We start from the raw sequence: 12,735 nt of genomic DNA on the forward strand, positions 1-12,735 counted from the left end.
CGCCGGACGCATCCGGCGGGACCGGACCCGGACACCCGTTCTGAGCGGGCGACTCGGGTGGGAGCGGGGCTCCACTTGCCACCCCCGAACGCTCGGGGGCCGGTCGCGCATGACAGCCTATCAGACGTGTCGAACGCACCAGGTGGGCAGGATATTCCGAGCGGGGCCGCCGAGCGGGACCTCGCCGAAATCCCCAGTGTAGAGGTCATCAGCAGGGCCGCGGTGATGTTGATGTCCTCGGCCGCCGAACGGCTCGGACTCTCCGCCGAGGTGCCGGCCGAATCGCCGAGCCGCGACCTGGACGAAGCCCGCAGGCTGATCACCGCGCTCGCCGGCCTGATCACCTCCAGCGCGGAGTACCTCGGCCTGCACGCCGGCCCGTTGCGCGACGGCCTGCAGTCCCTGCAGCGTTCCTTCCGCGAGGAGTCCGCGGTGCCCGACGAACCGGGCCAGGGGCCTGGCGAGCGCTATACCGGCCCGGTCTGGTAGTAGCCGCGCACCCGGTCCGGGGCGAACACACCCCGGTCGGTGCCGATCGCGCCGACCAGTTCCGGCGGGGTGACGTCGAAAGCCGGATAGATGCCGGTGACCAGCTCGCTCGCGGTGCGCTGCCCAAGCGCGTGCAACACCTCCGCACCGTCCCGGTCCTCCAGCGGTACCTGGGAACCGGTCTCGGTCTGCTCGTCCGGGGCGAACACGGCGACCGTGTAAGGCACCCCGAAATGCCGCGCGGCGATCGCGAGGCCGAGGGTACCGACCTTGTTGACCACGTGCCCGTCCATGGTGACCCGGTCGGCGGCGGTCAGCAGCTTGTCGATCCGGCCCTGGCTCATCAGCGCGGCGGGCATGCCATCGGTGACCACAGAGACCTCGATGCCGAGTTCGGCGACGCTGTGCGCGGTCAGCCGGGCGCCCTGCAGATAGGGCCGGGTCTCGGTGCAGATCACCCGGACCGAGTCGCCGCGTTCGAGGATCGCGCGCAGCACACCGATCACGTACACATCGCCCCAGCAGTGGGTCAGGATCACATCCCCGTCCGCGAATCGCGCGGCCGCGTGCGCGCCGAGCCGCCGCCCGCGTGCGTGGAACTCGTCCGCGATCCGGTTCGCCTCGGTGAACATCCGCTCCGGCTCGATCCCGCGCAGCGCGGTCACCGCCTCCCGGATGCCGTTGTTGGTCGGCCGGGTGGCGAGCAGCCGCTGCGCCGCGGCGTCCAGGGACCGGCCCTGTCCCGCGGCGAGCACCATCGCGCCCGCCGCGGCGAAGAACGGGCCACAGCTCTGCGTGACCATCTCCTCGATGGCCATCGCGACCTGTTCGACATCCCAGCACTCGACCCAGGTGGTGCGCACCGGGAACCGGCGGCGGTCCAGGATGCGCACCACATCGGGCTCGATACGCACGCTGTCCAGCAGCGTGGGCACCGGTAGCGCGGACATGCTCAGTCGAGCACCGCGAGCGCGTCGATCTCCACCAGGATCCCCGGGTTCAGCCCGGTGTACACGGTGGTGCGCGCCGGGAAGGGCTCGGTGACGTACTCGGCGAAGGCGGCGTTCATCTCGGCGAAGTGCCCGGGATCGGTGAGGTAGACGCGCAGCATGAGCACGTCGTCGATGCTGGCCCCGGCCTCGGCGAGCAGCGTGCTGACATTGGCGAAGGCCTGCCTGGTCTGTGCGTCCACGGAATCCCCGACGAGGGTGCCCGAGGGATCGAAACCGACCTGCCCGGAGATCTGCAGCATGTTCCCCTTGCGCACGGCCGGGGAGTACTTCGCCGCGGGGGACGGTGCGTTCGGGCTGGAGAATGCCTGCTTGGCCATCGGGTGAATACCTCCGCTATTGCCGATCATTGCACAGTGATGGTAAAGACGGACAACGTGACGATCACACCCGGGACAATCGACCCGAACGCCCTTGCCGAAGCCGACGAGCTCCCCGTCGACTGGCGGCACAAGGGAATGCCACCCGCCGCGTCCGGCACGAGTATCGCAGCATTCGCCGCCGAACGGCCCGATATTTTCGCCGACGGGTTCCACTCCCCGCTGCTGGTGCTGGACGACGCGGCCATGCGGCACAACGTGGATGTGCTCGCCCGGCTCGCGGACGCGCGCGGGATCGCGCTCGCCCCGCACGGCAAGACGACCATGGCACCGCGGCTGTTCGAACGTCAGCTGCGGGCCGGTGCCTGGGGTATCACCGCGGCCACGTTCAGCCAGGTCCGGGTGTACCGCGCGTTCGGGGTTTCCCGGGTGCTGCTGGCCAACCAGCTCGTGGATCCGGTGGCCATCGCCTGGATCGCGGCCGAGTCCGCGCGCGATCCCGGCTTCGAGTTCAGTTGTTTCCTCGACTCCCCCGCCGGGATCGAGATCGCCGAGAACGCGCTCGCGGGCACGGATTTCCAGCTGCCGGTGCTGATCGAACTCGGCGGCACGGGCGGGCGGACCGGGGTCCGGGATGTGGCGGCCGCGGTCGAGCTCGCGCAGGCGGTGGCCGCCTCGCCCGCGCTGCGGCTGGCCGGGGTCGGTGGTTACGAGGCCGCGCTCGCGCACGGCGCCGAGGCCGATGCGTTGTCCACTGTGGATGGTTATCTGCGCGCGCTGCGGGAGCTCGTCGACCGGTGTGCCACGCTGTTCCCGGGACAGGTGCTGGTCACCGCGGGCGGGAGCGCCTACTTCGATCAGGTCGCCGAGGTGCTCACCGAGCCGTGGCCCGCCGGGCTCGAGGTGCTCCCGGTGCTGCGCAGCGGGGCGTACCTGACCCACGATTCCGGTTTCTACGAAGGACTTTCCCCGCTCGGCGCGCATCAGCGACTGGCCGGATACGAGCGGCTACGGCCCGCGATGCGATTGTGGGCCCGGGTCAGCTCGAAACCGGACGCGGATCTGGCCCTGCTCACCCTCGGGCGCCGGGATGTGTCCTTCGACCAGGGCCTGCCGAGCGCCGAGGTGATCCGCAGAGAGGGCAAGACCGTTCCGCTTTCCGGGGTCACCGTCACCAAACTCAACGATCAGCACGCCTACTGCGCCCTCGATCCGGGCGCCGACATCCGGGTCGGTGACTGGATCGGGCTCGGTGCCTCGCATCCGTGCACCGTGTTCGACAAGTGGCAGCTGATCCCGGTACTCGATACCGATGGGGCGACCGTGCTCGAGTTCGTCCGGACCTACTTCTGATCATGGAGCGGATCTTCGGCTCGGCCACGGTCATCGACGGAACGGGCGCGGACCGTTATCAGGCGGATGTGGTGCTGTCCGACGGCCGGATCGCGGAGGTCGCCGCACCCGGAACCCGGCACGGCGCGAACCTGATCGACGCCACGGGATTGGTGCTGTGCCCGGGGTTCGTCGATATGCACGCGCACTCGGATCTGGCGCTGCTCACCGAACCCGAGCATCTCGCGAAGGTCTCCCAGGGGGTCACCTGCGATGTGATCGGCCAGGACGGGCTCTCCTACGCGCCCTGCGATGACCGGACCCTTGCCGCGCTACGCGCCCAGATCGCCGGGTGGAACGGGAACCCGCCGGACTTCGACTTCTCCTGGCGCAGCGTCGGGGAATACCTGGACCGGCTCGACGCGGGGATCACGATCAACGCGGCGTACCTGGTGCCGCAGGGAACGGTGCGCATGCTGGGCGTCGGGTTCGACGACCGCGCGGCGAGCGAGGACGAGCTGACCCGGATGCGCGAGCTGGTCGCGCAGGGCATGGAGCAGGGCGCCTTCGGCTTGTCCTCCGGGCTGACCTACACCCCGGGAATGTATGCCTCCACCGCGGAGCTGATCGCGCTGTGCGCGGTGGTCGCGGAGCACGGCGGCTATTACAGCCCGCACCACCGCGGGTACGGCGCGCACGCGCTCGGGGCGTACGCGGAGATGGTGGATGTGTCCACACGTTCGGGCTGCCCGCTGCATCTCGCGCACGCCACGATGAACTTCGACTGCAATGCCGGGCGGGCAGGCGAACTGCTCGCGCTGCTGGACGCGGCGATCGCCGAGGGCGCGGACATCACCCTGGACACCTATCCGTATCTGCCCGGGGCGACAACGCTGTCCGCGCTGCTGCCGAGCTGGGCGTTCTCCGGCGGGGTCGAGGACACCCTGGAACGGCTCGCCGATGCGGACACCCGGGAGCGGATCCGGTACGAGATGGAGGAACTCGGTTCGGACGGTTGCCACGGCGTGCCCGTGGACTGGTCGGCCATCGAGATCAACGGGGCCCAGGACACCTCGCTGGTCGGTGCGAGTGTCGCGGAATCGGCCGCACGCCGTGGGAAAACGCCGAGCGAACTGTATTTCGACGTGCTCGTGAGCGAACGGCTCGCCCCGTCCTGCCTGATGCACATCGGCCATGAGGGCAATGTGCGCGCGATCATGCGGCATCCGGCGCACACCGCGGGCAGCGACGGGCTGCTGCACGGTCCGCGGCCGCACCCGCGCGCCTGGGGCACTTTCCCGCGCTATCTCGGCCACTACTGCCGCGAGCTCGGCGTGCTCGGCCTCGAGGACTGCGTGCACCACATGACCGGGCGGCCCGCCGCGCGGCTCGGGCTGCGTCATCGAGGCGTGCTCACCGAGGGCGCGGTGGCCGATCTGGTGCTCTTCGATCCGGAGACGGTCGCGGACCGGGCGGAGTTCGACCGGCCCCGCCAGCTCGCCGCGGGCATCGAGCGGGTGCTCGTCGGCGGGGTCACGGTGTACACCGAGGGCGCGCACACCGGAGCTTTTCCTGGAAAGGCGTTGCGGCACAACGGATAACACACGAGGAGGCCTCCATGGCGGCGGTCGACTGGCTCCAGCAATCCACACCGGGTCTGCTTCTGCTCGCCCTGGTGGCCATCGCGGTGCTGCTGTTACTGATCATGAAGTTCGGCATGGAGCCGTTCATCGCGCTGCTCGTGGTCGGGCTGCTCGTGGCGCTGGCCGCCGGGATCTCGGTGCAGGATCTGGTCGGCACCGCGCAGAAGTCTTCGAATTCCTTACTGGAGAAGGGATTCGGCTCGATACTAGGGCACATCGCGGTGATCATCGGGCTCGGTACCCTGCTCGGCGCGATCCTGGAGAAATCCGGCGGGGCACGGGTGCTGACCAGGGCGCTGCTTCGGCTGTTCGGGCAGAAACGCGCACCGCTCGCGATGGGGCTCGCCGGGTTGATCTTCGGCATCCCGGTGTTCTTCGACATCGGCGTGTTCGTGCTCGCCCCGCTGGTGTTCGCCGCGGCCCGCCAGGACAAGCGTTCGGTGCTGCTGTTCGCGCTCCCGCTGATCGGCGGGCTGTCCATGACGCACGCCTTTCTTCCCCCGCACCCGGGCCCGGTCACCGCGGCCGGGCTGCTCGGGGTGGATCTCGGCTGGATCATCGTGATGGGGCTGGCCTGCGGTATCCCGGCCTGGTTCGCGGCGAGCATCCTGTTCTCCACCTGGCTGGGCAACCGGATGCACCGGCCGGTTCCCGCCGAGGCCGAACTCGCCGAGCAGGACGGCGAGAGCGAACCGGCGCTGAGCATGGTGTTGCTGCTGATCCTCGTTCCGCTGCTGCTGATCCTGTTCGGCACCTTCGGGAACTTATTGCTGCCCAAGGGATCCACGATCGGTGAGGTGGCGACCTTCCTCGGCACGCCAGCGGTGGCGCTGACCATCTCGGTGCTGCTGGCGATGTGGCTGCTCGGGTTCCGCCGCGGGATGGGCAGCAAGGAGCTGAGCACGCTCACCGCGGCCGCGCTGCGCCCGGTGGCGATGATCCTGCTCGTGGTGGGCGCGGGCGCGTTCTTCGGTGCGGTGCTCGCCGCGACCGGGATCGGCAAGGCGGTGGCCGGTTCCCTGGACGCGGCGGGGCTGCCCGTGCTGCTGGCCGCCTATGTGATCAGCTGCGGGCTGCGGATCGCCCAGGGTTCGGCGACCGTCGCGATCACCACGACGACCGGGATCCTCGCGCCGACGGTGAGCGAGCTGCACTATTCGCAGCCACAGCTGGCCCTGCTCGTGATGGCGATCTCCTCGGGTTCGATCATCGCCTCGCACGTCAACGACGGCGGGTTCTGGATCGTCTCGCGCTATTTCGGGCTCACCGTCAAGGACACCCTGCGCAGCTGGACGGTCCTGGAGACGGTGCTGTCCTTGGTGGGTTTCGGCATGGCGGCGTTGTTGAGCGTTTTCGTATAGTTGAGCGGCTGATCCGGCGGCTGTCTGGAAGGAAGGAACGGCGTGGGTACTCCGTGTTACATCGGTGGTTTCACATCCGAGGGCGGGCCGGGGCTCGTCGTGACCGAGCGGGAGGGGCGAACGCTCACCGAGCGGGCCCGGATTCCGCTGGAGAATCCGTCCTGGCTGGCCCGGCGCGGTTCGGTGCTGTACGCGGTGCAGGAATCCACGGCGGGCGCGGTGCGGGCGCTGAGCATCGCCGATCCGTACGCGCCGCAGGTGCTGGGCGCGCAGCTGACCGAGGGCGCCGAGCCGACACACTGCACGGTGCACCGGGACTGGCTGGTGAGCTCGAACTACGGTTCCGGATCGGTGGCCGTGCACCCGATCGAGGCCGATGGTACATTGGGTGCCCTCAGCGATCTCGTGCAGCACGGTGCGGGCGCGCACGCGCACCAGGCACTCGGCGATCCCTCCGGGAACTGGCTGCTGTGCGTGGACATCGGGGTGGACACGGTGTTCGTGTACCGCATCGAGGACGGGAAACTGCGCGAGCATTCGCGGGCGGTGCTGCCGAAGGGAAGCGGCCCCCGGCATCTGGACTTCCACCCCGACGGCGATCGCGCCTATCTGGTGCACGAATACGAGTCGACGGTGACCGTGCTCGACTGGGACGCCGGTCCGGGGACCCTGAGCATCGGGAAGAGCGTGAGCACCCGGCAGGGCAGCGGCGGGGACAACTTCCCGGGGGAGATCACGGTCAGCGAGGACGGCCGGTTCGTGTACGCGAGCAACCGGGGCGACAACACGATCGCCCGGTTCGCCGTCGAGGGGTCCGGGCTGCGGTTGCTTGACACGGTGCCCGCCACCGGAGACTGGCCGCGTCAGTTCGCGCTCGCCGAGTCCGCGCTCTACGTCGGCAACGAGCGCGGCGGCCAGGTGGTCCGGTTCGACCGTGATCCGGACAGCGGGGAGCTTTCCGGTCCGCGGCCGGTGTTCGATTGCCCGGGCGTCTCGATGATCCTGCCGTAGGCATTGGTCCGGGGGTCACAGCCGCGCCAGGCGTTCGGCGAGTCCGCTCAGTCCGTCGGCGAGCTCGTCCCGATCGCCGGTGCGCAGCCCGTAGAACACCGCTTCCAGCGCGCCCAGCCAGGCGTAGTGAGCCAGCCGCTCGACCGGCAGCGGGCGGCCGTATTCCGCGATGAGTTCGGCCGTGCGTTCCGCGCCGGAGTCCAGATAGGGCCCGGTGAAGTCCTGGACCGGGTCGCCGATGGCCGCGTCCCCGAAGTCGATCAGCGCACCGAGCCTGCCGTCCGCGGTGAGCACGTGTTCTCCGCCGAGGTCCCCGTGCACGAGCGTGGCCGGGGTCGACCAGTCACCGGCGAAGAACGCGGCGAAGGCCTCCTCGACCGGACCGGCGAGCGCGCCGAGGGTGCCCGCGATCCGGCGCGCTTCTTCGCGGCGACCCCGGTAGTGGCGCAACCAGGCGCCCAGGTTCGGTCCGGCGTCACAGCAGCGCGCCGCGTGCCCGAGGTCCACATCGTGCAGCGCGCGCAGGGCCGCGGGCAGGCCGGTCCAGTCGGTGTTCGGTTCGCCGTCGAGCTTGCGGTACACCAGAAGTCCACCGCACAGCAGCGGGCGCGGCACCGCGAACGGCAGCCGCGGGGCCAGCCAGGGCAGCAGCCGCGCCTGCTTGAGGTGGTTGCGCGCGATCCCGGGCTCCCGGGGCACGAGCACCATCCAGGTCCCGTCCACCTCGAGGGCGCGGGAATCCCAGCCCTGTCCGCATTCGGTGATCCGCTCGCCCCGGATGCCCAGCGCCCGCAGTACCGGGGCGACCCGTTCGGCCGGAATCACCCGAGTATCGGGGCGAGGAACTGGCCGGTGTAACTCTCCTCGGTGTCCGCCACCTCTTCCGGAGTGCCTTCCGCGATCACGGTTCCACCGCCGGATCCGCCCTCGGGTCCCATATCGATGATCCAGTCGGATGTCTTGACCACATCGAGGTTGTGCTCGATGACGATCACCGTGTTTCCCTTGTCCACCAAGCCGTTGATCACCCCGAGCAGTTTCGAGATGTCCTCGAAGTGCAGTCCGGTGGTGGGCTCGTCGAGAATGTAGACGGTTTTTCCGGTGGAGCGCTTCTGCAGTTCGGAGGCGAGCTTCACGCGCTGCGCCTCACCGCCGGACAGGGTCGGGGCGGGCTGGCCGAGCCGCACATAGCCGAGGCCCACATCCACCAGGGTCCTGAGGTGCCGGTGGATCGCGGTGATCGGCTTGAAGAACTCGGCGGCCTCCTCGATCGGCATGTCCAGCACCTCGGCGACCGTCTTGCCCTTGTAGTGCACCTCGAGGGTCTCGCGGTTGTACCGGGCGCCTTTGCAGACCTCGCACGGCACGTACACATCGGGCAGGAAGTTCATCTCGATCTTGATGGTGCCGTCGCCCGCGCAGGCTTCGCAGCGCCCGCCCTTGACGTTGAAGGAGAACCGGCCCGGTTGGTAACCGCGCACCTTCGCCTCGGTGGTCGCGGCGAACAGCTTGCGCATGTGGTCCCATACGCCGGTGTAGGTCGCCGGATTGGACCGGGGGGTCCGGCCGATCGGCGACTGGTCCACGCACACCAGCTTGTCCACCTCGCCGATGCCGTTGATCCTGGTGTGCCGCCCGGGAACCTGGCGGGCGCCGTTGAGCCGGTTCGCGAGCACCGTGGCCAGGATGTCGTTGACCAGGGTGGATTTCCCGGAACCCGAGACCCCGGTCACCGAGATCAGGGTGCCGAGCGGGAAAGCGACGTCGATCCCGCGCAGATTGTGTTCCCGCGCGCCGACCACGGTGAGCTTGCGCTTCGGATCGGCCACCCGGCGCTCCTCCGGGACCGGGATCTCCTTGCGGCGGGACAGGTAGTCCCCGGTCGCCGAGCGCTTGTTGGCGAGCAGCTTCTTGTAGGTGCCGCTGTGCACGATCTCGCCGCCGTGCTCCCCCGCGCCCGGGCCGATGTCCACGACCCAGTCCGCGGAGCGGATGGTGTCCTCGTCGTGTTCCACCACGATGAGCGTGTTGCCGAGGTCGCGCAGCCTGGTCAGGGTCTCGATCAGCCGGTGGTTGTCCCGCTGGTGCAGCCCGATCGAGGGCTCGTCGAGCACGTAGAGCACCCCGACCAGGCCCGAGCCGATCTGCGTGGCGAGCCGGATGCGCTGCGCCTCTCCCCCGGAGAGGGTGCCCGCGGCCCGGTCCAGCGAGAGATAGTCGAGCCCCACGTCGAGCAGGAAGCGAAGGCGCGCCTGGATTTCCCTGAGCACCCGGCCCGCGATCATCTCCTGGCGCTTGTCCAGGGTCATCCCGTCCAGGAAGGTGGAGCACTCGGCGACGGACATGGCCGAGACATCGGCGATCGAGCGCTCCCCGTGCTGCGAATGCTCCAGGGTGACCGCGAGGATCTCCGGGCGCAGCCTGGTTCCCTGACAGGCCTGGCAGGGAACCTCACGCATGTAGCCTTCGTAACGCTCGCGCATGTATTCGGACTCGGTCTGCTCGAGCCGCCGCTCCAGGAAGGGGATGACCCCTTCGAAGGAAGCGTAGTAGGAGCGCTGGCGCCCGTACCGGTTGCGATAGCGCACGTGCACCTGGTCCGGGACCCCGTGCAGCACTGCCTTCTGGATCTTCGCGCCGAGCTTGCGCCACGGGGTGTCCATGCGGAAGCCGATGGTCGTGGACAGCGAGGTGAGCAGCCGCTGAAAGTAGTCCGCGGACTGGCCGCCCTGCCAGGGCGCGATCGCCCCGTCCTCGAGAGAGAGGTCCGGATCCGGTACGACCAGTTCCGGGTCGACCTCCTTGCGGGTGCCCAGCCCGGTGCACTCCGGGCAGGCACCGTACGGGGAGTTGAACGAGAAGGAACGCGGTTCGAAATCCTCGACCTGCAGCGCGTGCCCGTTCGGGCAGGCGAGATTCTCCGAGAAGGTGCGCTCCCGCTCCGGGTCGTCCGCCTCCAGGTCCACGAATTCCAGGGTGACCAGGCCGTCGGCGAGGCGCAGCGCCGTCTCCACCGAATCGGTCAGCCGCTGCTTCGCGCTCGCCTTCACCGTGAGCCGGTCGATGACCACCGCGATCGAGTGCTTGTCCTGCTTCTTCAGCTTCGGCGGCTCGGTCAGCTGGTGGATCTGCCCGTCGACGCGCACCCGCGAATAACCGTCGGACTGCAGCTGGGCGAACAGGTCGACGTATTCGCCCTTGCGCCCGCGCACCACCGGGGCGAGCACCTGGAACCGGGTGCGCTCCTCGAGCTCGAGCACCTGGTCCACGATCTGCTGCGGGGTCTGCTTCGCGATCCGTTCCCCGCAGACCGGGCAATGCGGGACGCCGGCGCGCGCGTAGAGCAGCCGCAGGTAGTCGTGCACCTCGGTGATCGTGCCGACCGTGGAGCGCGGGTTGCGGTTGGTGGATTTCTGGTCGATCGAGACCGCGGGGGAAAGGCCCTCGATGAAGTCCACATCGGGTTTGTCCATCTGCCCGAGGAACTGCCGGGCGTACGCCGAGAGCGATTCCACGTACCGCCGCTGCCCCTCGGCGAAAATCGTGTCGAAGGCCATCGAGGACTTGCCGGAGCCGGAAAGACCGGTGAACACGATCAGCGAGTCGCGGGGCAGGTCGAGGTTGACTCCACGCAGGTTGTGCTCCCGCGCACCATGCACCACAAGTCGATCAGCCACGAAAACCTCCGGACGAAACAGGGAACGAGTCCATGCTAGGCAGCCCCACCGACAATTTCCGCCGCGCGGGTACCCACAACTCTGCGTAACCGGCTGACCAGCGACTACCGCGAAACGCTCCGGCGGCATATGGTGGAGAGGTACCCCTCGCGCATACGGTGCCGTCGAGTGCCATCCGGCGTGGACAAATCATGAATTGGTTCTTGAGCACACCCATCCTGACAGCAGGAAACGAAGAGACCGCGAACAACGAGAAGGGTGTCCCTGTGCAGTCCTCCCGACCCGCGAACGTACTGGCCGAGAGCACGGTGGTGCCGATGCCCCGCGACGAGAACGAGACCGCGAGCCCGGCCCGGCTCGCACACGCCGGTCTGCGGGCCATCGACGAACTCACTCCCCGGGTCGACGCGGCGGTCGCCGCGATCACCGAGGCGAGCATGGTCCGGCCGAGCGCGCTGCCCGGCTGGACCAGGGCACACCTGGTCAGCCACCTCGCCCGCAATGCCGATGCCCTGGTCAACCTGCTCACCTGGGCGCGCACCGGGATCGAACGGCCCGCCTATGCCTCCGATGAGGACCGGGACGCCGATATCGACGAGGGCGCGCAGCGGCTGGCGCAGGTGATCAAGGAGGATCATCTCGCCGCCTCCGGCCGGTTCCGCACCGCGGCCGCCGCGATGCCCGACTCCGCGTGGTCGGGTTCGGCCACCAGCCGCCAGGGCGTGGAACTCGGCGGGCACCTCGTCCCGTGGATGCGGGTCACCGAACTGTTCGTGCATCTGGTCGACCTCGACCTCGGGCACCGCTTCGCGGACTACGCCGACCTCGGCGAGGAAACCCTCGACCTGGTGTTGAGCTATGTCGCGCTGACCTACAAGAGCCTCCCCGAGGCCCCGTCGATGCTGCTGCACGCCACCGCCGAGAGCGGTACCCGCGAGCACGCCATCGGCACCGCGCCCACCGAGTACGAGATCACCGGGACACCGGCCGAACTGATCGCCTGGCTCACCGGCCGCACGGACGGATCCGCGCTCTCCGGTGAGATCCCGGCCCTGTCCGGCTGGCTGAAGTGACCGGTAAAGTCCCGCCTGTGAACAGCTACACCGGGCATGTGGAGCCGGGCGGTGCCCCCGCGAAACGCGAGCTCGCCGAGATCAGCATCACCAAGCTCTCCGTCGGGCCCATGGACAACAACGCCTACCTGCTCATCGACAAAGCCAGTGATGAGGCCTTGCTCATCGACGCGGCCAACGATCCGCAGCGGCTCTCCGATCTGATCGGTTCCGGGGACTCCCGTCCCGATCTGCGCACCATCGTCACCACGCACCAGCACCCCGACCATTGGCAGGCGCTCGGGGCGACCGCGGGGGCGTACGGCACGAACACCGTGGCGCACCCCGCCGACTCCGAGCCGCTGCCGGTTCCGCCGGACTTCCTCGTCGAGCACGGCGACTCCGTCCGGTTCGGCGAGTCGAGCCTGTCGGTCATCCACCTGCGCGGGCACACGCCGGGCTCGATCGCGCTGCTGTACCGGGATCCGCAGGGCCACGGGCACCTGTTCACCGGGGACTCGCTGTTCCCCGGTGGGCCAGGAAAGACGACGAGCCCCGAGGACTTCGCCAGCCTGATGGACGACCTCGAGGCGCGGGTGTTCGGCGAGCTGTCCGACGACACCTGGTTCTACCCGGGGCACGGCGACGACTCGACGCTCGGGGCGGAGCGGCCGAAACTGGCGGAGTGGCGCGAACGCGGCTGGTGAGTCAGTGCCCGTGAGCGCGATGCCGCCCCACCCGGTCATCATCGCCGATACGATCCTCGGTATCGAAGAATTCGCCGGCTTCGCGTCGTAGCTCGTCCGCGTCCATCGCGCCAGCGTGGAATACCGCAACGAA

Annotated in this window: 11 protein-coding genes; 7 read left to right on the forward strand and 4 right to left on the reverse strand. The window is 69.0% G+C overall.

Translation table 11 applies throughout. The annotated features are described in order from the left end of the window. Window positions 1–126: 126 nt before the first annotated feature. On the forward strand, window positions 127–489 hold the full coding sequence (locus A37U_RS0140655; protein ID WP_020502403.1) for a DUF1844 domain-containing protein: 363 nt from the start codon (window positions 127–129) through the stop codon (window positions 487–489). Here A37U_RS0140655 and A37U_RS0140660 read toward each other — a convergent pair. Both A37U_RS0140660 and A37U_RS0140665 read right to left on the reverse strand, forming a co-directional pair. Beyond that, window positions 468–1,439 carry an S-methyl-5-thioribose-1-phosphate isomerase gene (locus A37U_RS0140660; RefSeq protein WP_020502404.1) on the reverse strand — a complete coding sequence of 324 codons (972 nt, stop codon included), beginning with the start codon at window positions 1,437–1,439 and terminating at the stop codon, window positions 468–470. The genes A37U_RS0140655 and A37U_RS0140660 overlap by 22 nt on opposite strands. 2 nt (window positions 1,440–1,441) lie before the next feature. Next, the gene (locus A37U_RS0140665) at window positions 1,442–1,819 is read right to left on the reverse strand and encodes a RidA family protein (protein ID WP_020502405.1); all 378 of its coding nucleotides are present in this window, start codon (window positions 1,817–1,819) and stop codon (window positions 1,442–1,444) included. Window positions 1,820–1,858: 39 nt separating this feature from the next. Between A37U_RS0140665 and A37U_RS0140670 the strand changes: the two genes are divergently transcribed. The 4 genes from A37U_RS0140670 to A37U_RS47805 are packed head-to-tail and all read left to right on the forward strand — an operon-like array spanning window position 1,859 to window position 7,166. Continuing rightward, a complete protein-coding gene (locus tag A37U_RS0140670) occupies window positions 1,859–3,172 on the forward strand; it encodes an alanine racemase (RefSeq protein WP_020502406.1) in 1,314 nt (437 codons plus the stop codon). Between the two features lie 2 nt (window positions 3,173–3,174). Continuing rightward, on the forward strand, window positions 3,175–4,752 hold the full coding sequence (locus A37U_RS0140675; protein ID WP_020502407.1) for an N-acyl-D-amino-acid deacylase family protein: 1,578 nt from the start codon (window positions 3,175–3,177) through the stop codon (window positions 4,750–4,752). A 17-nt stretch (window positions 4,753–4,769) separates the two neighbouring features. Next, entirely contained in the window at window positions 4,770–6,155 is a 1,386-nt protein-coding gene (locus A37U_RS0140680) for a GntP family permease (RefSeq protein ID WP_020502408.1), read from the forward strand. A 42-nt stretch (window positions 6,156–6,197) separates the two neighbouring features. Next, window positions 6,198–7,166, forward strand: coding sequence for a lactonase family protein (locus A37U_RS47805; protein WP_020502409.1), 969 nt, complete (start codon window positions 6,198–6,200; stop codon window positions 7,164–7,166). 15 nt (window positions 7,167–7,181) lie between these two features. Here A37U_RS47805 and A37U_RS0140690 read toward each other — a convergent pair whose 3' ends face one another. Continuing rightward, window positions 7,182–7,991: a phosphotransferase gene (locus tag A37U_RS0140690; RefSeq protein ID WP_026198151.1), complete on the reverse strand. Its 810-nt coding sequence runs from the start codon at window positions 7,989–7,991 to the stop codon at window positions 7,182–7,184. After that, complete coding sequence (uvrA, locus tag A37U_RS0140695) at window positions 7,988–10,843, reverse strand: excinuclease ABC subunit UvrA (RefSeq protein ID WP_026198152.1); 2,856 nt, start codon at window positions 10,841–10,843, stop codon at window positions 7,988–7,990. Before uvrA ends, A37U_RS0140690 begins: the two co-directional genes overlap by 4 nt. Window positions 10,844–11,109: 266 nt before the next feature. Here uvrA and A37U_RS0140700 point away from each other — a divergent pair, with 266 nt between their 5' ends. Next, on the forward strand, window positions 11,110–11,916 hold the full coding sequence (locus A37U_RS0140700) for a maleylpyruvate isomerase family mycothiol-dependent enzyme (protein ID WP_020502411.1): 807 nt from the start codon (window positions 11,110–11,112) through the stop codon (window positions 11,914–11,916). 17 nt (window positions 11,917–11,933) lie between these two features. Beyond that, window positions 11,934–12,602, forward strand: a complete 669-nt coding sequence (locus A37U_RS0140705) for an MBL fold metallo-hydrolase (protein ID WP_020502412.1) — start codon at window positions 11,934–11,936, stop codon at window positions 12,600–12,602. Window positions 12,603–12,735: the final 133 nt, after the last annotated feature.

Origin of the sequence: Sciscionella marina DSM 45152 (assembly GCF_000379465.1) — a bacterium.
Classification (GTDB): domain Bacteria; phylum Actinomycetota; class Actinomycetes; order Mycobacteriales; family Pseudonocardiaceae; genus Sciscionella; species Sciscionella marina.